At 40.4% G+C, this 22819-nt stretch carries 16 protein-coding genes, 1 other RNA gene and 1 pseudogene; 11 read left to right on the top strand and 7 right to left on the bottom strand.

Going from position 1 to position 22819, the window contains the following annotated elements; translation table 11 throughout:
* The first annotated feature begins 76 nt into the window (after positions 1-76).
* From NE848_RS11030 to NE848_RS11020, 3 genes are read left to right on the top strand one after another with little or no spacing between them, the layout of a single operon-like run.
* Positions 77-586: an SRPBCC family protein gene (locus NE848_RS11030; RefSeq protein ID WP_252113501.1), complete on the top strand. Its 510-nt coding sequence runs from the start codon at positions 77-79 to the stop codon at positions 584-586.
* A gap of 5 nt (positions 587-591) precedes the next feature.
* Positions 592-1290, top strand: coding sequence for an SDR family NAD(P)-dependent oxidoreductase (locus tag NE848_RS11025; RefSeq protein WP_252113499.1), 699 nt, complete (start codon positions 592-594; stop codon positions 1288-1290).
* A 1-nt stretch (position 1291) separates the two neighbouring features.
* A complete protein-coding gene (locus NE848_RS11020) occupies positions 1292-2599 on the top strand; it encodes a cryptochrome/photolyase family protein (RefSeq protein ID WP_252113497.1) in 1308 nt (435 codons plus the stop codon).
* Here the strand turns inward: NE848_RS11020 and kdsB are convergent.
* Positions 2596-3342 carry a 3-deoxy-manno-octulosonate cytidylyltransferase gene (gene kdsB / locus NE848_RS11015; RefSeq protein WP_252113495.1) on the bottom strand — a complete coding sequence of 249 codons (747 nt, stop codon included), beginning with the start codon at positions 3340-3342 and terminating at the stop codon, positions 2596-2598. The genes NE848_RS11020 and kdsB overlap by 4 nt on opposite strands.
* A gap of 24 nt (positions 3343-3366) precedes the next feature.
* Positions 3367-4803 carry an ATP-dependent DNA helicase gene (locus NE848_RS11010; RefSeq protein WP_252114461.1) on the bottom strand — a complete coding sequence of 479 codons (1437 nt, stop codon included), beginning with the start codon at positions 4801-4803 and terminating at the stop codon, positions 3367-3369.
* Positions 4804-4927: 124 nt separating this feature from the next.
* On the opposite strand from NE848_RS11010, the gene NE848_RS11005 reads away from it, so the two are divergent.
* The 5 genes and pseudogenes from NE848_RS11005 to NE848_RS10985 all read left to right on the top strand — a co-directional run.
* Positions 4928-5581, top strand: a complete 654-nt coding sequence (locus tag NE848_RS11005) for a hypothetical protein (RefSeq protein WP_252113493.1) — start codon at positions 4928-4930, stop codon at positions 5579-5581.
* Positions 5565-6383 (top strand): DUF3822 family protein, encoded by an 819-nt coding sequence (locus NE848_RS11000; RefSeq protein WP_252113491.1) that lies wholly within the window; start codon positions 5565-5567, stop codon positions 6381-6383. The genes NE848_RS11005 and NE848_RS11000 overlap by 17 nt, the downstream gene beginning before the upstream one ends.
* On the top strand, positions 6383-6916 hold the full coding sequence (locus NE848_RS10995; protein WP_252113489.1) for an RsmD family RNA methyltransferase: 534 nt from the start codon (positions 6383-6385) through the stop codon (positions 6914-6916). Before NE848_RS11000 ends, NE848_RS10995 begins: the two co-directional genes overlap by 1 nt.
* 12 nt (positions 6917-6928) lie before the next feature.
* Entirely contained in the window at positions 6929-7309 is a 381-nt protein-coding gene (locus NE848_RS10990; RefSeq protein ID WP_252113487.1) for a hypothetical protein, read from the top strand.
* Positions 7310-7366: 57 nt separating this feature from the next.
* A pseudogene (locus NE848_RS10985) lies at positions 7367-8062 on the top strand (glycoside hydrolase family 16 protein); the annotation flags it as partial.
* Positions 8063-8142: 80 nt separating this feature from the next.
* Here the strand turns inward: NE848_RS10985 and rnpB are convergent.
* An RNA gene (gene rnpB / locus NE848_RS10980) (RNase P RNA component class A) lies at positions 8143-8471 on the bottom strand.
* 113 nt (positions 8472-8584) lie between these two features.
* Between rnpB and NE848_RS10975 the strand changes: the two genes are divergently transcribed.
* A complete protein-coding gene (locus NE848_RS10975; RefSeq protein WP_252113485.1) occupies positions 8585-10486 on the top strand; it encodes a DNA polymerase III subunit gamma/tau in 1902 nt (633 codons plus the stop codon).
* 2 nt (positions 10487-10488) lie between these two features.
* A complete protein-coding gene (locus NE848_RS10970) occupies positions 10489-11070 on the top strand; it encodes a MiaE family protein (protein WP_252113483.1) in 582 nt (193 codons plus the stop codon).
* On the opposite strand, the gene NE848_RS10965 is transcribed toward NE848_RS10970, so the two are convergent.
* Genes NE848_RS10965 through pdxH form a run of 4 tightly spaced genes read right to left on the bottom strand, consistent with a single transcriptional unit; the run spans position 11067 to position 15212 of the window.
* Positions 11067-11969, bottom strand: coding sequence for a Ppx/GppA phosphatase family protein (locus NE848_RS10965; protein WP_252113481.1), 903 nt, complete (start codon positions 11967-11969; stop codon positions 11067-11069). The two genes, NE848_RS10970 and NE848_RS10965, sit on opposite strands and share 4 nt — an antisense overlap.
* Complete coding sequence (ppk1, locus tag NE848_RS10960) at positions 11969-14071, bottom strand: polyphosphate kinase 1 (RefSeq protein ID WP_252113479.1); 2103 nt, start codon at positions 14069-14071, stop codon at positions 11969-11971. Before ppk1 ends, NE848_RS10965 begins: the two co-directional genes overlap by 1 nt.
* Before the next feature lie 6 nt (positions 14072-14077).
* A complete protein-coding gene (locus NE848_RS10955; protein ID WP_252113477.1) occupies positions 14078-14563 on the bottom strand; it encodes a SixA phosphatase family protein in 486 nt (161 codons plus the stop codon).
* Between the two features lie 4 nt (positions 14564-14567).
* The gene (pdxH, locus tag NE848_RS10950) at positions 14568-15212 is read right to left on the bottom strand and encodes a pyridoxamine 5'-phosphate oxidase (RefSeq protein ID WP_252113475.1); all 645 of its coding nucleotides are present in this window, start codon (positions 15210-15212) and stop codon (positions 14568-14570) included.
* A gap of 649 nt (positions 15213-15861) precedes the next feature.
* Between pdxH and NE848_RS10945 the strand changes: the two genes are divergently transcribed.
* Entirely contained in the window at positions 15862-22719 is a 6858-nt protein-coding gene (locus NE848_RS10945; protein ID WP_252113473.1) for an HYR-like domain-containing protein, read from the top strand.
* The last annotated feature ends 100 nt before the right edge of the window (positions 22720-22819 follow it).

Below are 22819 nucleotides of genomic sequence, written 5' to 3'. Positions count from 1 at the left end.
AAAGTTTCTCATTTTTATATTTTGTTTAACTATATTATCTTTATTTTAAACAAAATGAAATGTACTTTTACCGCTGATGAAAATATATAGCTTAAACAGTCTTCAAAAATTACCTATTTCACCGGAAAGAGCCTGGAAATTCTTGTCTGACCCTAAAAACCTTAAAACCATCACTCCAGATTATATGGGGTTTGAGATCCTGTCAGGAGGTGACAGACCCATGTTCCCCGGCCAGATAATCCAGTATATAGTTACCCCGGTAGGCGGCATAAGGACCAAATGGATAACCGAGATAACACATGTTCGTGAAGGTGAATATTTTGTGGATGAGCAGCGCTTTGGTCCTTACAGCCTGTGGCACCATAAACATTTTATTAAACCAATTCCCGGTGGTGTTGAAATGGAAGATATTATAGATTACAAATTACCTTTGGGCTGGATAGGCCAGCTTGTTCATCCATTTCTCGTAAAACCAAAACTGGAGGAAATTTTTCAGTATCGACGAAAAAAGCTTATTGAACTGTTTGGGGAATATAAAGAATTGAAAACCAATAAAAACACCCTTAAACAGGATATTCTAAATTGAGAATTATGAAAAAGAATATTTTACTTATTGGTGGCTCTACAGGAATAGGCAAAGAGATCGCTGAAAGAATGGCCAGTGATAACAATATAATTATTGCATCCCGCAATGGGATCCAAACCAATAAAGAGAACATACAGCATTTAAAATTCGATGTTCTTGAAGATGATATCACCAAATTGGAATTGCCCGATACTTTACATTCTTTCATTTATTGTCCTGGAAGTATTGATCTTAAGCCATTCAAAATGCTGAAACCCGAACATTTTGAAAAAGAAATGGACCTGAATTTCTTTGGGCTAGTAAGAAGTTTACATGGAGTTATGGATAAACTTAAGAATGCTGATCAGGCCAGTTTGATATTCTTCAGCACCGTGGCTGTAAAGACAGGCATGCCTTTTCATACCAGTGTAGCTGCCGCCAAAGGAGCTATCGAAGGATTTGCAAAATCACTGGCAGCCGAATATGCTCCATCATTTCGGGTAAATGTGATCGCTCCTTCTCTTACCGATACACCGCTGGCTGAGAAACTTCTGGCCAATGAAGAGAAGAAAAAGAAAATGGATGCACGGCACCCCCTGAAAAGAACCGGAACACCAAAAGATATTGCTGGGCTCGCAACTTATTTAATAAGTGAAGAAAGCAGCTGGATGACCGGACAAATTTTGGGTATGGATGGAGGGCTTTCAACCTTAAATATTAATTAGAATGGCTAAAGATGTGAACATCTTCTGGTTCAGGAGAGATTTACGCCTGGATGATAATGCAGGTTTTAAGGCCGCTCTCCTGGATGATCTTCCTGTTTTACCAATTTTTATTTTTGACGAGGAGATCCTCGATAAACTTCCCGAAGATGATGCGCGGGTAACTTTCATTTACGACACCCTTCAAGACATGCGAAAAAGTTTGCAGGATGAGAATGACAGTTCTATTGCAATATTTCATGGTAAACCTGAAGAAGTATTTCAAGATCTTTTGAGTAATTACAATATTCAAAAGGTTTTCACGAACAGGGATTATGAGCCTTACGCCAAAGAAAGAGATGAAAAGGTAATAAAGCTTCTTGAAGAAAAAGAGATCGAATTTCTTGATTTTAAGGATCAGGTAATCTTTGAGAAAGATGAGATCACCAAGCAGGATGGTGATCCTTATATAGTATACACACCATACAAGAACACCTGGAAAGAAAAGTTCATAAATATCGAGCTTGAGTTTCATTATACTTCCCGATACAGGGATAATTTGATAAAGAACATCCGATTACCTAATCTAAGCCTTAGCGACATTGGTTTCAAAAGGTCTTCAATTGAAGTACCTGATTATAAAATTACCCCCGGTCTTATAAAAGATTACGAGAAAACCAGGAATTTTCCGGCGAAGGAAGGTACTTCCCGACTGGGTCCCCACCTTCGATTTGGAACGGTAAGTGTAAGGCAAATGGTAAGGGAAGCCGATAAACAAAGAAACAAGACCTTTTTGGAAGAACTTATTTGGAGAGAGTTCTTCATGCAAATCCTTTATCATTATCCGCATACCGTTACCGAAGCGTTTAAGAAAAAATATGATCGGATAAAGTGGCGGAACAATGAAAATGAATTTGAAAAATGGAAAAAAGGGAAAACGGGTTATCCTTTAGTTGATGCCGGTATGAGAGAGTTGAATGAATCAGGGTTTATGCATAACCGGGTAAGAATGTTAGTAGGCTCATTCCTATGCAAACACCTCCTTATAGACTGGCGCTGGGGAGAAGCTTATTTCGCTGAAAAATTGCTTGATTACGAAATGTCATCCAACGTTGGTAACTGGCAATGGGTTGCGGGAAGCGGTGTTGATGCCGCTCCTTATTTCAGAATATTCAATCCAACCACTCAAATTGAAAAATTTGATCAAAATAAAGAATACATCAAAAAATGGATCCCCGAATATGGTACGGATGATTATCCTGAAAAAATGGTAGATCATAAGGAGGCCCGGGAAAGAGCCCTGGAAACCTATAAAGAAGCTGTTAGTAATTAATTGAAAAGCTTACGTGCTTTTTCAAGATCTTCTGGCGTGTCAATACCGATGCTTTTCACACTTGTCTCTACCATTTTGATCTTTTTCCCGTATTCCAGGTACCGGATGCATTCAATCTTTTCCGCAGCTTCTAACGGGAGCATGGGAAGTTTATAGAAATCCATTAAAGCAGATTTTCTGAAGGCATAAATCCCAATATGTTTATAATAAGTAACTCTGGCCGTTGTGTCCCTGGGGTAAGGAATCGGAAATCTTGAAAAATAGAGAGCAAAGTCATTATGATCGGTGATCACCTTTACATTATTAGGATTAGTAATATCCTCACTCTCCATTAATGGCGTTTTAAGACTCGCCAGGTCTATCTCCTCTGCCCCATCCTGTTCAAAGACATCCAGCAACTTCGCCAGGCTGTTTTTATCAATAAAAGGCTCATCACCCTGAACATTCAGAACAATATCCACATCCATATTTTCCACAGCCTCAGCAATACGATCGCTTCCGCATTCATGTTCTTTATGGCTTTTAATTACCTGTCCGCCATCATTTTGAACTGTATCGAATATCTTATCGCTATCGGTCACCACATATACTTCATCAAAAAGACCTGTGTTCACCGCAGCATCGTAGGTGCGTAAAATAACCGGTTTACCATTAAGGTCTTTCATTAATTTACCAGGAAACCTTGAAGCTTCATAACGAGCAGGAATCATTGCAATTATTCTATTTCTGGCTGGAGCTTTCATGAATTTTTTGAGTAAAAATAAGAATTAACTGGTTGCGAAAAAATCATCCTGAAAACCAATAAGGTAAAGTTTATCCTTTGCCCGGGTCACAGCGGTATATAGCCATCTCAAATATTCCTTGCCTACGCCATTAGGCAGATAGGGCTGCTCTATAAAAACCGTACTCCACTGACCACCCTGTGATTTATGACATGTAATCGCATATGAGAATTTTACCTGGAGTGCATTGAAATACTGGTTATTCTTGATCTTCAAAAACTGTTTATATTTTGATCTTTCACTGGCATAATCCTTCTTGACCTCCTCATATAACCTGTTCGATTCTTCATAGGTAAGGGAAGGCGCATTACTGGTAATAGTATCCAGCATAATCACTGTTTCAAAAGGTCTCATTTTAGGATAATCCACCATTTGCACCTTAACTTCAGCAAACCGAAAACCATAAAGTTCCTTAAATGCGAAGATCTCAAGGACTTTAATGATATCACCATTAGCGATAAAGCCGGCCTCACTACTCGGTTTAATCCAGAAATAATTATTCTTCACAACCATTAGATAATCACCTGCAGAAATTTCTTCTTCCTGAAAAAGAATCCGGGAGCGTATCTGCTGGTTATACATATTCGCTCGTTTATTAGAACGCACAATGATACTGGTATCCTCGTGCCCAAGCGAAGTATAGGAATCCTGGATCGCGTCCATGATCTCGTAACCATCAACAAGGCGAACCACATCGGCATTCTGAGAAAGCTCAAACTGGAAACTTTCATAGAATCCCTCCTGAAGGCACTCCCGTATTAAGGTTGCATTGTGTAAAATATCACTTTCTTCACTTTGCCTAACCACCTCGTCCAGCTCTATAAAAGACACTTCCTTATTATAGTTTATACCCAGTTTTTTTTCTTCCAGTGCCGGGCTCAGATCCATCTTTACCGGTGGCAGCTGTGCCGTATCTCCAATAAGGATAAGCTGGCAGCGATGTCCTGAATAAACAAATTCTATAAGGTCATCGAGCAGGGAACCGTTCTCGAACAATTTGGAATTTCCACCATCGTCAGAAATCATGGACGCTTCATCCACAATAAAAACACTGTTCTTATGTTTATTTGGCTGAAGAGTAAATTGCACCCCTCCTGCTCCGGATTTCTTTGGAAAGTAGATCTTCTTATGTATTGTGAAAGCCTCTTTCCCCGAATAATTAGAGATCACTTTAGCGGCACGACCAGTAGGAGCCAGCAATACTCCCGATTTTCTGATCTTCCAGAGATTCTTGACAAGAGTACTAATAATGGTAGTTTTACCGGTACCAGCAAAGCCTTTTAAAAGGAAAAGCCTGTTTTCACCACCGTTCACTACAAATTCGGAAAGCATTTGAAGCGCCAGATCCTGTTTACTTGTGGGGGTGAATCCTAAGTCCTTTTCAAGTAATTTGAAGAAAGAATCCGGGGTGGGTTTTTCCATAGAAAGCGCATAAAATCTCAAAGATAAGAATGGATTTTTAGGACAGAAACTTTTCCGAATAAAAAAAAGTTGTAGATTTGTCGGGTAACCTATAACCTTCAAATTAAAACATAAACTTAAAAACATGAGATTTGTAATACAGATACTTCTTTGGGCGGTAATTATCTTCCTGGCTTATCTTACCTTCAATGCGGTTTACGAACCAATTCAGTTCAATAAGATTAAAGAGAAGAGATACGCTAAAGTTATAGAGAACCTTAAGGATATCAGAGCAGCCGAATTAGCTCATAAAGAAGTGATCGGTAGATTTCAAGGTGACTGGGATAGCCTGGTTAAATTCCTTGATACTGCTGAATTTGCTATTACACAACGTCGTGACACTACATATCTTGATGAAGAATACAAAAAGACTTATGGTGTAGACCAGTACATAGAAAGTGTTGTAGTAGATACTTTAGGATTTGTTTCAGTAAAAGACTCTCTTTTCAAAGGAAATGCTGAGAGATATCAAAATATGATGAACGTACCGATTGAAGGTGTGGATACTCAATTCGACCTGGAAGCCGGCACCATCAAAAAAGGAGAATCTGACATCCCTGTATTTGAAGCTAAGATAGCTAAAGCTAAAGTTCTTCATGATCAGGACAGAACTCTCGTACTACAGGAAAATGAGATCCAGTCGGTTGACGACGTAAACGGTAGATATATCAGCGTAGGATCTATGACCGAGGTCAATACCAGCGGTAACTGGCCAAAAGTTTATGGTGACAACGACTAAAGAAAAACAATTTAATAAGAAACTGTCCATTCAGGTAAGCTTGAATGGACTTTCTTTTTGCATCCTGGATCAAAAGGATAACAGGATTACCTATTTCAAGAAGATCGACTTTGAAAAACAGCTCGATCCAATAAAAGTACTTTCTAAAATAGAACTCACCTACGAAAAGGAAGAAGCCCTTAACCAGCCGGTAGATGAAGTTTTTCTTCTGTACACCAATTCACTTTTCAGCCTGGTGCCCGAAAAGTTATTTGATGAAGATAATGCCTCAAATTATCTGAAATTCAATACCAAGATCCTAAAGACCGATTTTATAGCATTTGATAATATTAAGGATAGTATCGTAAATGTATATATCCCCTATACAAACATCACAAATTACTTCTTTGACAAGTATGGGGAGTTCGAGTACCGTCATAGCCTGAGCGTTTTAATAGAAGCTCTGCTGGAACTGCAGGATAATAGTGAAGGAACCAGGGTCTATCTCCACTCCCATCTTTCTTCATATGAACTCGTTATCATTGAAAATGGAAAGCTACTATTTGCCAACAGCTTTGAATTTGAAACCAAAGAAGATTTTCTATATTATCTTCTTTTCACTGCTGAACAATTAAAGCTGGATCCTGACAGTTTTGAACTGATATTACTGGGAGATATCACTAAAGATTCTGAAGAATATAAAATGGCGTGGGACTATATCAGGAATATTTCGTTTCTTGGACCTTTCCATTCTTTTAGCTTTGAGACTGACCACATACCAGAATACGAGCTTTCAGAATACCTTCTGCTAAAATCATTGTAATGCGAATAATTTCCGGAAAACATAAAGGACGAAGATTGATCGCCCCGGCCAAACTACCCGTAAGACCAACCACCGATGTGGCGAAGGAAGCATTATTCAATATTCTTAATAACTATTACCATATAGCCGATCTGAAGGTATTAGACCTTTTTGCGGGGACTGGAAATATATCTTATGAGTTTGCAGCACGTGGATCTGAACATATTACAGCTGTAGATGCTAATTACGATTGCGTCAAGTTCATAAAAAAGACTTCGGCTGAGCTTGAATTTCCCATCATCACCATTAAAAGTGATGTTTACAAATACCTCGAAAAGGCCCCGGTAAAAGCAGATATTGTATTCGCCGATCCTCCTTACAACCTGGAAAAAGAAGATTTTGCCAAAATTGCCCAACTTGTCTTTCAAAATTCTATATTGGAAGAAGAAGGCATGCTCATTATTGAGCACTCTAAACACACTGACCTTTCTGACCTGGAAAGATTCAGGGAATGCCGTAAATATGGCAGCAGTGTTTTTAGTTTTTTCGAATAAAAAAGTATAGCTATGACGAGGAATGCTACCAGAACTTTAAATCTGGATTTTACATATTTGGAATTTTACCAGAACTATGTGATCTCTACTGTGAAAGAAGGAACCATTTTAGAGGAGGAACAGGTTGATGAGTTGATCGACACTTGCAAAGAACATTATGGCGACGAGGCTTTTGTATATATTTCTAACAGGAAATTCAGCTATAACGTAAACCCATTGATCTATTTAAACCTTTTCAAGATAGAAAACCTGGAAGGGATTGCCGTGACCAGTTCCAATCCTGATGCCCTTAAGACAGCTAATTTTGAAAGACATTTTTCTCAGGTCCCTGTAGAACTCTTCCAGGGAATGGATGAAGCCAAAGCCTGGGCAAACAGTTTAACAAAAAAATAGGTCTTGCATAGGTACTTTTTCACTTCCTTAATTGCAATACTTTTCATAAATACCCCCATGAATTCCCAGTATTATAAACTTGTTTGGGCTGATAATTTTGATGTTTCCGGTAAACCAGATCCTGAAAAATGGAATTATGAAAGCGGATTTATAAGAAACCTCGAAGAACAAATATATACCCCCAGGAAAAAGAACGTCCGTATAAGGAATGGGAATCTGGAAATCATTGCACGAAAAGAAGTTTATAAAAACAAGCGCTTTGATCCGTCTATTCAGAATTACAGAATTAATACTCCTTTTGCTGAATATACCTCCGGAAGTATCAACACCAAAGACAAATTTGAATTTAGGTATGGCCGTGTAGAAGTACGTGCAAAGCTCCCTTCCGGAAGAGGTCTATGGCCGGCTATATGGATGCTTGGAGCTAATTTTGATGATATCGAATATCCCAAAGCGGGTGAGATAGATATCATGGAACATGTGGGAAAGGAACCAGACAAAGTACATTCTACGATACATTTTCCATGGGATAATGAAAATGGTATTAGGTCCGTAACTAAAAATAAAAGTCTGGAAGAACCTTCAGAGAACTATCATGTTTATTCGCTAAACTGGACACCTGAAAAGATCGAATTCCTTATTGATAATTCTGTTTATCACAGTTTCAGTATAGATGAAGCCGGAAGAGAAAACAATCCATTTAGAAAACCATTCTATCTCATTTTGAATCTTGCATTAGGGGGAAGCTGGGCAGGAGAAGTTGATCCACAAATCTTTCCCCAAAAGTTCCTAATAGACTACATTAGGGTTTATAAAAAAATCGAACAGGAAGAAAAAAAAGCAGGCCTGTAAGCCGGATTCTGTATCCCGATAACTGATCGGGGTCCTTATCATTTATCTGAGATCAACGTTACCATTAATCTTTAGCTGCCTACCCTCCGGCAACGGACGGGTAACCCTTAAATGCCGGTATACATGGCATTGCACCGCATAGAGTTTACCTGATTTCACTACAGCATAACCTGTACATTCTTTCTGTTGCACTGGTCCTGATCTCACGACCGGTGGGCGTTACCCACTATGCTACCCTATGGTGTCCGGACTTTCCTCCCCGATACCGATAGCTATCGGTGAATGTCGGAGCGATAAGGCGGCCTGCTTGGCACAAATGTAATGGAATTTATGTTGATTTCTTCTGCTATTTGTTCATAAATAAGGCTGGCTGGACTGGACTTTAGGTTTGTGATTTTTATATTTGTAGTTCAATACTTTTTGATGGAGCATTTTGTAGTATCAGCAAGAAAATACAGGCCACAGACCTTCAGGGATGTGGTAGGCCAGCAGGCCATTACCAATACCCTGGCAAATGCCATTAACAACAACCATCTTGCCCAGGCCTTATTGTTTACCGGGCCTCGTGGAGTGGGTAAAACTACCTGTGCCCGTATACTTGCTAAAATGATCAATCAAAAAGAAACCCAGGATCCTGATGAGGATTTTGCGTTCAATATATTTGAACTGGATGCCGCATCCAACAACTCGGTAGATGACATCCGTAATCTTATAGACCAGGTTCGTATTCCGCCCCAGGTGGGAAATTATAAGGTTTATATCATTGATGAGGTGCACATGTTATCTCAGTCGGCCTTCAATGCTTTTCTGAAGACATTGGAAGAACCGCCAAAACATGCGATCTTTATTCTTGCTACCACCGAAAAGCACAAGATCATACCTACCATTCTTTCCCGCTGCCAGATCTTTGATTTTAAAAGGATCACAGTAACCGATGCAAAGAATTATCTGTCTTATATCGCAGAACAGGAAGGAGTAAATGCTGAAGATGATGCACTGCATATAATCGCCCAAAAGGCCGATGGCGCCATGAGGGATGCTCTTTCAATTTACGATCGCGTTGTGAGTTTCAGTGGTAACGACCTCACCAGGCAGGCAGTTACCGAAAATCTGAATGTTCTGGATTATGACACCTATATGCAGGTGACCGATCTTATTCTGGATAATAATATTCCTCAACTGCTTGTAAAATTCAATGATATACTTTCGAGTGGATTTGATGGACATCATTTTATCGCAGGTCTTGCGTCACACTTCAGAGACCTTCTGGTTTGTAAGGATCAGAAAACCATAAATCTTCTGGAAGTTGGGGAGCAGACCAAGGCGAAATATTTTGAACAGGCTCAAAAAACCTCACATCAGTTTTTGCTTGAAGCAATAGATCTCGCGAACTCCTGTGATCTTAAATACAAAACGAGTCATAACCAGCGACTTTTGGTAGAGCTATGCCTTATGCAGCTGGCTTCTATAGGCTACGGTTCCGAAAAAAAAAAGCCTGAACCAAAGATAATCCCCGCTTCAAATTTTGAAAAGGAAGCAGTAAGCATTCCTTCTGAAAAGAAAGAGATCGTCAGGGAAAATGAACATGACACTTCTTCCCCTTCAGAAGAGGTCGAGCTTCCTGAAAATACTGTCGCCACAGAAACCTGTGCCAAAGAAGAGGAAGAAACCTACTATTCTGAAGAAAGTCCGGCTCCGACAGATGATTATGCCACAACTGATAATAGGATAGAATCTGCTTCTAATGAAAGTAATTCTATTTCAGAAGAAACTCCATCCATTCCAGCAGAACCTGAACCTTCAGAAGTAAAAAAGACTGAAGAACCTGTTCAGAAAACGGAAAATAATAGTTTTCCGGAAATTAAACGGGAAAAGGTCTCGGGTCTTTCTTTAAAGAGTATCAGCAAGAAAAGGGAAATGGCAGAGAAACAAAGGGCCAACATGCCTGCTGAAAAAGTAATGGATGAGAGCTTCAATGAAGAAGAAATGGTTGCTGAATGGAAGAACTACACTGAAAAGCTCAAAAAGAAAGGGGAAAAGATCCTTGCTTCCATCCTTGAATCCCAAACCCCGGTTTTAAAAGGCAAAGAGATACATCTTACTTTTCCTAACGAGACCATGAAACTGGACCTGGAACGGGAAGAGAATAAACTGATGGGCTATCTTAAGAAAAAGCTTAGAAATACGCATCTTAGTCTTAAGGTCAAAGTAGACGAGGCAACTTCAAGAAAATATGCCTTTACCCCTCAGGAAAAGTATGAGAAACTGAAAGAGGCCAATCCTCTTATTGATAAATTAAGAGCAACATTTGATTTAGACGTATAGTTATGTTAGGACTCAAATTACCAACAGATCCCCGTTGGGCTGATATAGCAAAGAAAAATATCGAAGATATCCTGGTAGATCATGCTTATTGCGAACAAAAAGCGGCATCTACCGCTATTTCATTAATAGTCACTTACCCGGAATATTCGGAATTAGTGACTGCCATGACGGCTCTTGCACGTGAAGAGATGGGGCACTTTAAAATGGTACATGAAAAGATCCTGGAAAGAGGCTATACCATGGGTTGGGACCGGAAAGATGAATATGTAATAAAACTCCGGGAGTTCTTTCCTAAAGGTGGCAGCCGTGGTACACAACTGGTTCACAGACTTCTTATTGCCGGACTCATTGAAGCCAGGAGCTGCGAGCGTTTCCGTTTACTTTCGGAAGAACTGGAAGACCAGGAACTTGCCAAGTTCTACCGTGATCTAATGGTTAGCGAGGCAAACCATTATACCATGTTCCTGAAATTTGCCAGAAAATATGGCGATCGTGAAGAGGTAGATCAGAAATGGCAGGAACTACTGGATTACGAAGCAGAAGTGATGAAAGAGCTTGGCAAGAAGGAAACCATTCACGGTTAAGAGGATTTCCTTTTCGACTTATTATGCAGTGATTTAATGATTCCATCGGCCAGACCGATCTTAGGAACGAAGATACGATGGGCTCTTGCCCATTTCATTGAATTCACATAGATCTTTGATGCCGGGATGATAACATCGGCCCTGTCGTTCTTCAATCCGAGTTCCGTGATTCTTTCCTCGTAAGTGTAAGAATTAAGCTTTTCATTATAATCCTTCAGATATTTCAGGCTAAGAGGTTTTCCCTCCTTTTTACCACTGGTCTTAAAAATGTTATTAATATTCCCGCCAGATCCAATAAGATCTATATTATCATAATCTTTCGTGGTTTCTTTCACCCACTCCATCATTTCTTCCCAGGTCCTGTGCTCTACAAGATCTTCCATCATTCTCACGGTACCAACTTTAAACGACCGGGAAGCAATAGTCTTTCCATTACTGTATAAAGTATACTCAGTACTACCTCCACCTACATCAACATAAAGGTAATTGCAATCGTTCTGGATGAGCGCATGCAAATCGGTAGCAGCGATTATGGCAGCCTCATGGCTTCCATCGATGATCTCTATATCAACTCCTGTTTTTTCTTTAACAAGTTTGCCAACCTCTTCCCCATTCTTTGCTTCCCGCATGGCGGAAGTTGCACAAGCTTTATATTTCTCCACCCCGTGGGATTTCATCAACAAATTGAAGGCCTGCATGGTATCTACCATCCTCTGGATATTTTTATCGGATACTTTTTGTTTAAGGAACACGTCAGAACCAAGCCTTATAGGAACCCTTACAAGGGAGGTCTTTCTGAAATCGGTCTCCATCCCTTCCTTTTCGGTAATGGTAGAAACTAAAAGTCTTACGGCGTTAGAACCGATATCTATTGCTGCGTAGGTTTTTTGCTTTATCATTACTCGTTTATTTCAATTTTGTTTAAATAATAATCGTAAAGTGCGAATTGAGACCTGATCTTAGGTCCATCACTCTGGCGATACGGATTTTCCATTCCTCTGCAGTGATTTCTTGCTTTTACATTATCACTCCAGCTAATATCGAATGTCTCTATGAGTTCCTGCTTAATATCTTCATCATAAATAGGACAGGAAACTTCCACTCTTTGATCCAGATTTCGGGTCATGAAATCGGCTGAAGAAATATAAACTTTCGGATCTCCACCATTCTCAAAAATGAATACGCGGGGATGCTCAAGAAACTTATCCACTATACTAATGGCTTCAATATTCTCACTCAAGCCTTCAATCCCGGGAACAAGACAACAAATTCCACGAACCAGAAGTTTCACCTTCACTCCTGCTTTACTGGCCATGTAAAGCTTGTCTATGACTCCATTATCTGAAATGCTGTTGAGTTTTAGTTTTATACCGGCTGGTTTTCCATTCTTCTTATTATCTATCTCATTTTGGATAAGCTTATATATCGCATTTCTGGTATAATGCGGAGAAACAATAAGATGTTTGTATTTATTCACTTTATAATTGATCTCAAAGAAATCAAAAACCTTATTGACTTCTTTAAGTATTCCCGGATCTGCGGTAAAAAGCGTATAATCTGTATAAACCCTCGAAGTACTTTCATTAAAATTACCCGTGCTTATAAAACCATATCGCTTGAGTTTCCCTTCTTCTTCCCTTTCTATCACACAGGTTTTGCAATGAACTTTAAGTCCCGGCACCCCGAAGATCAGGTTCACACCCTCTTCCTGCATCTGTTCGGCATACCTTATATTGGCAACCTCGTCAAACCGGGCTCGTAACTCAATTTGGACAGTTACTTTTTTTCCATTTTTAACTGCATTGATTAATGAACTGGCAATGTGAGATATCTTTGCCAGCCTGTAGATGGTGATCTTAATTGTCTTCACCTTTGGATCAAGAGCTGCCTCCCTCAGGAATTTTACCACGTATGCAAAGCTTTGATAAGGCGCATATAACAGATAGTCCTTTTTCGCTATTCCACTTAATACACTGGTCTGTAAAATAAGTCCTGGAATTGGCAGGGGCTCCCTTACCTCATACTGAAGGTCATTTCTTCCCAGACTGGGAAATTCCATATAATCTCGACGATTATGATATCGTCCACCAGGAATGATACTGTCTGTTGACTCTATTCCCATTTTATCCATCAGATAGGTGAGAGTATCCTGATCTATGGTCTTATCATACACAAAACGTACAGGATCTCCTTTTATCCTGTCTTTTACACTATCTGAGATCTTCTCAATAAAACTTTTACTCAGGTCGCTGTCCAGATCAAGCTCAGCATCCCTGGTGATTTTTATCATATGTGCCGACAGGCTTTCATATTTAAAAATATTGAAGATCGTGTGGAGGTTATATCTTATAAGGTCATCTAAAAGAATGATATATTGCTTCCCGTTTTCTTCCGGAAGCACTACAAATCGTTCAATATTTCTTGGAATTTCAATAAGGACATACCTTTTCTCCTTGACAGTAGGATTCATTAGCTTGGATAAGCCGGTATTTGGAACTGTCTCTTCAGACATGACCATCTTAACAGCGAGATAAGCAGCACTGTCCTTTAAAGAAGGCATTTCGGGCAGATCATTAAGAATGATGGTCACAAGAGCAGGGCTAACCTTACTCAAAAAGAAGTTCTTAATGAATTCCTGCTGATTACGAGTCACCTCGTCTTCCTTAATGATATTGATATTATGCTTTCGAAGCTTTGTATGTATATCTTCCAGAATTTTTAAGCTTTCAGCCTGCTGATCTATCACAATCTTTGTGATCTCTTCCAGCAACTTATTTGCTTTTATTCCACCAAGCGCGCTCTTTCCAGATTTTCCGGCAAGATCTATCCGCTTCACAGTTGCGTAACGCACCTTGAAGAATTCATCAAGATTATTTGAAAATATCCCCAGGAATCGAAGGCGTTCAATCAGGGGTACAGTTTCATCTGCTGCTTCCTGTAAAACCCTGGCATTAAAAGACAACCAGCTTAATTCTCTGTTTGTATAACGTTTTTCCAGCATGTAGAATTATCGGAGATTTTTAGGCAATAAAGTTAAGATGGTTTTTCCTTTTTTGACATCCTTCCAGGAATCCACCTCAAAATCTATCACACAAAGGCCCGTGGTAGGCAGGTTATCAGTTTTTTTATCTCCAAGTGAGTTCACCAGAATGGTCATACCAGGGTTATGACCAAAAACAAAAAGCTTATCAACATCGTCTGAACAGGATCTTATTACAGATAAAAGTTCATTCTGATTAAAGGTGTAGAGATCATCTACTACCTTAAAATCTTTTTCGGCCACCTTTAACCTCTCTTTGAACATCTTTGCCGTTTCATGGGCTCTCACAGCATGGCTAGTCCAGAACATAGCCGGGGGTTCATAAAAATGTTCAAATGCGTTAAGCACAACTTCAGCATCGTTATAAGCTCTCTTCTTTAGTGGTCGTTTATGATCTGGAAGATCATTATCCCAGGAGGATTTTCCATGTCTAACTAATATCAGTCTTTTCATAATCTTAAGGTGCTAAACGTTCAATTTTCCAGTTATCTCCTTCAAGCGAATACAGGATCCTGTCATGAAGACGATTGCTTCGGCCCTGCCAGAACTCAAAGTTTAAAGGCTTAACCAGGTAACCACCCCAGTAAGATGGCAATGGAATTTCCTTATTCTTATATTCTTTTTCCATTTCCATTAACTTATCCTCCAGGAACTCTCTAGAGGGAATTACTCTACTCTGGTTGGAGGCATGAGCACCAAGCTGACTGCCTATGGGCCTTGAATGAAAGTACTCATCAGACTCATCTTTTGATATTTTTGTGACTTCTCCCTGGATGATCACTTGTTTTTCAAGTGCCGGCCAGAAAAAGGACAAACAGCATCTGGGGTTTTCAGCTATATCCTTTCCTTTATCAGATTCATAATTGGTAAAGAATACAAATCCGTCTCTATTATAAGATTTCAGCAGAACTATTCTGGTTTTAGGCATCATGTTTTTTCCGGTGGTTGATATGCTCATCGCATTGGCCTCTTCCACAGATGAGGATTCATCTGCCAGTTTAAACCAAGCCTGGAAAAGTTCTAAAGGTTCTTTAGGAATATCCGTCTCCAGCAAGCTTCCTTTTTCGTATGATCGGCGGTAATGGGTCAGGTCTTTTTGCATTTTGAATGGTAAGTTTCATGCAATTTACAAGTTTATTGAACAAGGCTAAAATGTTTTTATTAATTAATAATAATTGATATAACATGACATGAATTCACCTGAATTAAATTAGTAATAGGGATTACAGAATTAACTTTCATTAATGGAAATTAGTACTACAAATACACTATTGGAATTTTTGATCTCCATTGATCTTCATTTAACCTAATCCAGTAAATTTTTTTAGGGTTTTCCCGTATAGAAATTATTATTTTCTTACAAAAATCTGACAATCACAACTCATAACATATTAATTATCAGCAACTAAAGATTAATTTAGAATGTATTTTATCGATAAATACATGCATTATATCAAATAGTAAAAGAATTACTGCTTTTATAAGTTTTAATATGATAATTTAGATTTCATAATGCAATAAAAAGTCATCCCCCACTTCTTATGGTAGTCATTCATTGATTACCTGCATTATTCACCTATCTGTTTTAATGCCCCCCCAAATCACTGCATATTGTTTCAGCAATACTAAGGACACATTGCTCAAATCATTTCGCCTATCCCTAATATTGATTTGAACAGGCATACCCCCCAAATCACATTTTGCGCTTACTAGCGACAATAAAATTATTGATAAGTCTAAACATTATTGATATGATTTGGAAAATTACTAACTCCCTGTTAATTGCATTATTCCTTTTCTCTTTTGGGGTAAGTGCACAAAATACTCCCGACTTACGGGATTGTAAGGACTGGAATTGTCCTTCAAACAACTTCGCGTTGGATGATGTCTATCTAAGCCTGGTCGATGAATTAGGAAATACGATCAATCCTAAGTTATGTAACTCCGGTGAGGTGATTAAGGCAAAGGTCATGCTCAATTATACATCAAATGCCAATAATACCATAAATAGTACTAGGGTTTTTGCCGATCTTGTCATTGATCAGGACATCATTTATATAAACAAATATTTAGGAGATGTTCCAGGTAATAGTCCACCACAAAGTCAGCAAATATACCCGAATGATAATAGCTCCGAGGACACCTTTGACTGGGTATGCGGCACTGAACTTAGACTTGAAAACATACTTGTGGTATGGAGAACAGGGGGTACTGGAGACCTTGAAAACAATTATAGTTGCAGTGATTATGGCAAATCACAATGTGAAACCCCTGTAAGTACCATAGTAGCTGCTCCATTAGCGGTTCAATTCGATTACACAGTTTGTAGAGAAGGTGGAACAACCACCGTGGAATATACTTCTACTACCAATGGAGGAATCAAACCTTATACTGTTCAATGGGACTTCACAAATGATGGAACTATAGATTTTACATCTATAATTCAGGAAGGGAGTGATGGAGGTAGCTCTGCTTCGTATACCACAACTTCAACATCAAATTTTACAACCAGACTAAAGGTTACTGATAGTGACACGCCAAATGTAGTAAGTTCTATCACCCAGCTTATAGAGAATCCTTCGGAATTAGACATTTCTGAGGAAATTACCGATATAGGTTGTGATGAATCGGGAACGGGAGCTATCGACATTACAGTCACCGGAGGTACGGGAGATTATACGTATGAATGGACAGGGCCCGATTTTTCTTCAGGTACTGAAGATATATCTGGACTAAATGAAGGAAGTTATTCCATCACGGTTACTGACGAGTATGGATGTGTAATATCAGCAACCTACAATGTCGATAAGGTCTTACCTCCTAGCGCGGCCAGTGCAGGCTCAGACCAATCCCAGTGTAACACGTCCGCTTTCACACTAGCCGGGAATACGCCTTCTGCTGGTTCAGGTGAATGGACCGTAGTAAGCGGTTCGGCGAATATTGCAAATCCAAGCTCCCCTACGTCTGAAGTTACATTAGCTGCAGGAGTAAGTGCCACGCTAAGATGGACTATCACTAATGGGGATTGTTCTAATTTTGATGAGGTTAGTCTTATCAATTATGAGGATGTAATAGCGGACGCCGGGGAAAATCAGTCACAATGTAATAATTCAGGTTTCACGCTGTCAGGGAACGCTCCTTCGGCAGGTGCCGGGGAATGGACCGTGGTAAGTGGTTCGGCCAATATTGCTGATTCGAGCTCCCCTACTTCAGGTGTGACCGTTGCAGCGGGTGTAAGTGCTACCCTAAGGTGGACCATCACCAATGGTGATTGTTCCGATTTTGATGAGGTAAGCCTTACCAATTATGAGGATGTAACCGCAGATGCCGGGGAAAATCAATCACAATGTAATAATTCAGGTTTCACCCTAGCAGGGAACACTCCTTCGGCAGGTTCCGGGGAATGGACCGTGATAAGTGGTTCGGCCAATATTGCTGATTCTAGCTCACCTACTTCGGGTGTGACCGTTGCAGCAGGGGTAAGTGCTACACTAAGGTGGACCATCACCAATGGTGATTGTTCTGATTTTGATGAGGTAAGCCTTACCAATTATGAGGATGTAACCGCATATGCCGGGGAGAACCAGTCACAGTGTAATAATTCAAGTTTCACCCTGGCAGGGAACACTCCTTCTGCCGGTTCCGGAGTATGGACCGTGGTAAGTGGTTCGGCCAATATTTCTGATTCGAGCTCACCTACTTCGGGTGTGACCCTTGCAGCAGGGGTAAGTGCTACACTAAGGTGGACCATCACCAATGGTGATTGTTCAGATTTTGATGAGGTAAGCCTTACCAATTATGAGGATGTAAACGCAGATGCCGGTGAGGATCAGTCACAGTGTAATAATTCAAGTTTCACCCTGGCAGGGAACACTCCTTCTGCCGGTTCCGGAGTATGGACCGTGGTAAGTGGTTCGGCCAATATTGCAAATCCAAGCTCACCTACTTCAGGTGTGACCGTTGCAGCAGGGGTAAGTGCTACCCTAAGGTGGACCATCACTAATGGTGACTGTTCAGATTTTGATGAGGTAGGCCTTACCAACTATGAGGATGTAACCGCAGATGCCGGTGAGGATCAGTCACAATGTAATAATTCAAGTTTCACCCTGGCAGGGAACACTCCTTCTGCCGGTTCCGGAGTATGGACCGTGGTAAGTGGTTCGGCCATTATTGCAAATCCGAGCTCCCCTACTTCAGGTGTCACCGTTGCAGCAGGTGTAAATGCTACTCTCAGATGGACTATCACTAACGGAGATTGTTCCGATTTTGATGAGGTAAGCCTTACCAATTATGAGGATGTAACCGCAGATGCCGGTGAAAACCAGTCACAGTGTAATAATTCAAGTTTCACGCTATCAGGGAACACTCCTTCGGTCGGTGCCGGGGAATGGACCGTGGTAAGTGGTTCGGCTAATATTGCTGATCCAGGCTCCCCTACTTCAGGTGTCACTGTTGCCGCAGGTGTAAGTGCTACTCTCAGATGGACCATCACTAATGGAGATTGTTTAGATTTTGATGAGGTGCTGATCGAAAATTATGAATTACCTGCAGTACCCGTAAGCGGAGGAGATCAAACCGTTTGCTCGTTAGATCCAACGCAGACCCTTACAGCCACCGCAACTGTTCCGGATGGATTTTCAATAGTATGGTATGAAACCGCTACAGGTGGAAGTCCGGTTTCTCCAACCCTGGACCAGGTAGGAAGTAAGACTTATTATGCAGAAGCCGTAAACGACCTTACCAATTGTAAAAGTCCTTCCAGGACTGCAGTAGAGCTGGAAATTCTTCCTGAGATAACTCTCACAGCAGAGCCGAATACAGTAACCTGTACCGGAGAGCAGGATGGGGAGATCACAATAACAAATAGTGCCAATTCAACCGTAACAATTTATAACAGTTCAAATGTTGATGTTACTTCCAACAATGGCTCACTTCCAGCAGGAATTTACACGGTCATAGCTAGTGAATCCAATGATGAGACTGATGCCAGCTGTACAAAGGAATTAATGGTTTCGATCGAAGTTCGGGATAATGACTCCCCACAAATTTCGGTTCCCGAATTCCTGGAACTTGAAGTTTGCGATGCCACAGACATTACTTCAGAAAATGCACGTTTTCCATTAGATGAAGATGGATCTGGAGATATTAAGGATATTTTCGAAGCTGCAGGTTATACTGCTTCTGATGACCAGGAAATTGTTAGTATAACCTATACCGATGATGTTTCCATGGAAAGCGGATGCAGACCTGTGATTACAAGAACATTCTATGTTACCGATAATTGCGGAAGTCAGGCGGCAGACTCTATTGTTATAAGCCTTATCGACACGACCTCTCCCGAGTTCAATGAAACACTTCCGGAAACAGAAATCACGGTGGAATGTGATAACGTACCGGCGGCGGCAATTCTTACTGCCAGCGATAATTGCTCTGAAGATATACTGGTCAACTTTACTGAAGAGATCAGCGGAAATGATGATGAGTGCGCAAATGTATATACCATAACCAGGACCTGGAGTGCAGAAGACTGCTCTGGAAATCCGGTTTCTCATACACAGGTTGTAAATGTACAGGATACCACAGCGCCTGAATTCGATCAGGATCTGCCTGAGGATGAAATCACTGTGGAATGCGATAATATCCCGGATGCACCTGAATTTACCGCTACAGATAATTGTTCCGGTACTAGTGAGGTGATCTTTTCTGAAGAAATCACGGGTAATGATGATGAATGTACCAATGTCTATACTATAATAAGGAAATGGACGACTACAGATTGTGCTTCGAATGAAAACTCATTTACTCAAACAATCGAAGTTATAGATTCTGTAGCACCGGAATTTGTGGAAGAATTGCCTGAAACTGAACTTACTGTGGAATGTGATAATATTCCTGAGGCTGTAAGCCTTTCGGCTACTGATAATTGTTCAGGTGATATAGATGTGGTTTATACTGAAGTATTCACGGGACAGGATGATGAATGTCCAAATGAATACACTATCACCAGGAAATGGGTAGCTACTGATTGTGCTATGAATGAAGTTTCATTTACACAGGTGGTCAATGTTATAGACAGTATCGCTCCTGAATTTAATGAGGCTATCCCTTCTGATATGACTTTGGAATGTGAAAACTTCCCTGATCCTTCTGTAATCACCGCTACTGATAACTGTGATCCAAACGTGGAAGTTGTCTATAGTGAAAGTTCAGATAAGGAGAACGAGGAAGATAAAGAGTATGTCGTTACCAGAACCTGGACTGCTGCCGACTGTGCAGGAAACGAGATTTCTGCAAGCCAGAAGATCACTGTTCAGAATACCGGCGCGCCTTCATTCAATGAAAATCTACCCGGAGATATTATTGCAGAATGTGATGCGATTCCGGAACCACCGGTAATTACGGCTTCAGACAATTGTGTAGAAGAGCTAGCTGTAGTCTTTACCGAAGAGTTCAATGGAAGAGATGATGAATGTCCAAATGAATACACAGTTACAAGAACCTGGACAGCTACAGATGATGCTAATAATGAAACCTCTCATACTCAGATAATCACTATTGTAGATACTACAGCACCTGTCTTCAATGAAGAATTACCAGAGCCGGAACTTACTGTTGAATGCGATTCGGTTCCTGCACCTATGACTCTTACAGCCATGGATAATTGTTCAGGGGAAATCAACGTGACATTTACCGAAGAGTTCTCCGGAATGGATGATGAATGTGTTAACAACTATACTATTACAAGAAATTGGATGGCAAGGGATTGTGCAGGACATGAAATTTCTTTTACTCAAACAATTAAGGTGGAAGATACTGTAGCGCCTGTCTTCAATGAAGAATTACCTGAAACGGAACTGACTGTTGAATGCGATTCGGTTCCCGAAGCTATGTCTCTGACAGCCATGGATAATTGTTCAGGTTCGGTGGAAGTTGGCTTTGAGGAAATTGTTTCAGATAAAGATTCTGCTTCAGACTTTAATTATAATATTATGAGAACCTGGACTGCAGTTGACTGTGCAGGAAATGAGACTTCCTTCACTCAACAGATCATGGTTCAGGATACCAGTACTCCGGAAATCACTTCATGTCCGGAAGCGCTTACGGTACCAGCTGATATGGGAATATGTACGGCTTCTAATGTAGATCTTGGAATGCCAGTCGCTACCGATAATTGTAATTCAGAACTCACCATTACCAATGACGCACCGGATACTTTTGAACTTGGAGACACAATGGTAACCTGGACGGTGACCGATAATGCCGGGAATGTTACTGAATGTACTCAGCTGGTTACAGTTATCGATGACCAGGCACCTGTGATGGAAACTGTTGAACCGATTGTAGTAAATAACGATCCGGGAATTTGCGGAGCCGTAGTCGAATATAATATGATTGGAGCGACCGATAACTGTGAACTGGCCTCGGTTGAACTTACCGAAGGACCGGAATCAGGATCAGTGTTCGATATAGGTACCACTACGGTAACTTATACAGCCACCGATCTCTCTGGAAATACAAGTACAAGTAGCTTTACTGTGACTGTAAATGATACTGAATCACCAACTATTGAATGTCCTCAGGTAGATACCATAATTGTGGAAATAGGAACTACTTCGGTAGTGGTTAACTATGATGCTATCGTGACCACCGATAATTGTGAAGGTACTACAGTAGAACTTATTGAAGGTTATGGCTCCGGAGAAGAATTTCCACTTGGTGAGACTATTGTAACTTACAGAGTGACCGATGCTGCCGGGAATTCAGCCGAGTGTAGCTTTACCGTGGTTGTTGAAGAGGAAGAATTACCAGATCCGCCGGCACCGCCATCAGGTTCTGTAACCACCGCTGCTACATGTGATCAACCAACTGCAACTATTACTGTCGAGACCGTGGAAGGATTAACCTATAGCATTGATGGTGAGAACTATCAGGAAAGCGGAATGTTTGCTGATCTTGCTCCTGGTACTTATCAGGTAACTGCAAAGGATGAGTTTGGACAGGTATCTACTGCAGCCACAATTACAGTTGAAGAACCTGTGGCCGAAGAAATAATGGTAGCAGATGCTCCAGACCTGTATAATGATGGAAATGATCCTGCATTCAATCTTTTCGACCTTTTGATTGGAGACATAGATGAATCTGGTACCTGGATCGATACCGATAATACCGGAGCGCTGGATAATGGATTTATAGATCCATCCATCATGGAAGCCGGGACATATACTTTCACTTACGAGTTGGGAGGTAATTGTCCTTCTAGTACCGATGTAAGCGTGACTATACTTCAAGGTGTAGTATTAGTATGTACCGTAGATGACGTTAGAGGTAATATCTCAAAAGTTGTTACGCCTAATGGCGATAACCAAAATGACTTCTTTGAGGTAGATCGGGATACAGAATGTGGATTTACTTACGACCTGATGATCTTCAACAGGTGGGGTAATAAAATATTCGAAGCTCAGAATTACCAGAACAACTGGGATGGTTATTCACAAAGCTCCTTTACAAGCTCTAATCAATTACCTGCTGGAACCTACTATTACGTGCTTACCGTTCGAAATAGTGACTTTGAACCGATACAGGGTTATATCTATCTAGGAACAAAATAAAAAAGGGAAACCATGAAAAAAGTATACTTAATCATATTGATTTTATTTGTTGCAGCCCCAGGATTTTCGCAACAGCTCCCTCAGTTTACGCAATATATGT

Source organism: Gramella jeungdoensis (genome assembly GCF_023805255.1).
GTDB classification, from domain to species: Bacteria; Bacteroidota; Bacteroidia; order Flavobacteriales; family Flavobacteriaceae; genus Christiangramia; species Christiangramia jeungdoensis.
This window is presented reverse-complemented; position numbering and strand designations above follow the sequence as displayed.

What these genes read in the sequence shown, in the direction of transcription:
- NE848_RS11005 (WP_252113493.1), top strand. Translation starts at nt 4,928, where the DNA reads ATGAGATTTGTAATACAGATACTTCTTTGGGCGGTAATTATCTTCCTG.
- NE848_RS11030 (WP_252113501.1), top strand. Translation starts at nt 77, where the DNA reads ATGAAAATATATAGCTTAAACAGTCTTCAAAAATTACCTATTTCACCG.
- NE848_RS11020 (WP_252113497.1), top strand. Translation starts at nt 1,292, where the DNA reads ATGGCTAAAGATGTGAACATCTTCTGGTTCAGGAGAGATTTACGCCTG.
- kdsB (WP_252113495.1), bottom strand. Translation starts at nt 3,342, where the DNA reads ATGAAAGCTCCAGCCAGAAATAGAATAATTGCAATGATTCCTGCTCGT.
- NE848_RS11000 (WP_252113491.1), top strand. Translation starts at nt 5,565, where the DNA reads ATGGTGACAACGACTAAAGAAAAACAATTTAATAAGAAACTGTCCATT.
- NE848_RS10955 (WP_252113477.1), bottom strand. Translation starts at nt 14,563, where the DNA reads ATGAAAAGACTGATATTAGTTAGACATGGAAAATCCTCCTGGGATAAT.
- NE848_RS10970 (WP_252113483.1), top strand. Translation starts at nt 10,489, where the DNA reads ATGTTAGGACTCAAATTACCAACAGATCCCCGTTGGGCTGATATAGCA.
- NE848_RS10975 (WP_252113485.1), top strand. Translation starts at nt 8,585, where the DNA reads ATGGAGCATTTTGTAGTATCAGCAAGAAAATACAGGCCACAGACCTTC.
- NE848_RS10995 (WP_252113489.1), top strand. Translation starts at nt 6,383, where the DNA reads ATGCGAATAATTTCCGGAAAACATAAAGGACGAAGATTGATCGCCCCG.
- pdxH (WP_252113475.1), bottom strand. Translation starts at nt 15,212, where the DNA reads ATGCAAAAAGACCTGACCCATTACCGCCGATCATACGAAAAAGGAAGC.
- NE848_RS11010 (WP_252114461.1), bottom strand. Translation starts at nt 4,803, where the DNA reads ATGGAAAAACCCACCCCGGATTCTTTCTTCAAATTACTTGAAAAGGAC.
- NE848_RS10965 (WP_252113481.1), bottom strand. Translation starts at nt 11,969, where the DNA reads ATGATAAAGCAAAAAACCTACGCAGCAATAGATATCGGTTCTAACGCC.
- NE848_RS10945 (WP_252113473.1), top strand. Translation starts at nt 15,862, where the DNA reads ATGATTTGGAAAATTACTAACTCCCTGTTAATTGCATTATTCCTTTTC.
- NE848_RS10990 (WP_252113487.1), top strand. Translation starts at nt 6,929, where the DNA reads ATGACGAGGAATGCTACCAGAACTTTAAATCTGGATTTTACATATTTG.
- NE848_RS11025 (WP_252113499.1), top strand. Translation starts at nt 592, where the DNA reads ATGAAAAAGAATATTTTACTTATTGGTGGCTCTACAGGAATAGGCAAA.
- ppk1 (WP_252113479.1), bottom strand. Translation starts at nt 14,071, where the DNA reads ATGCTGGAAAAACGTTATACAAACAGAGAATTAAGCTGGTTGTCTTTT.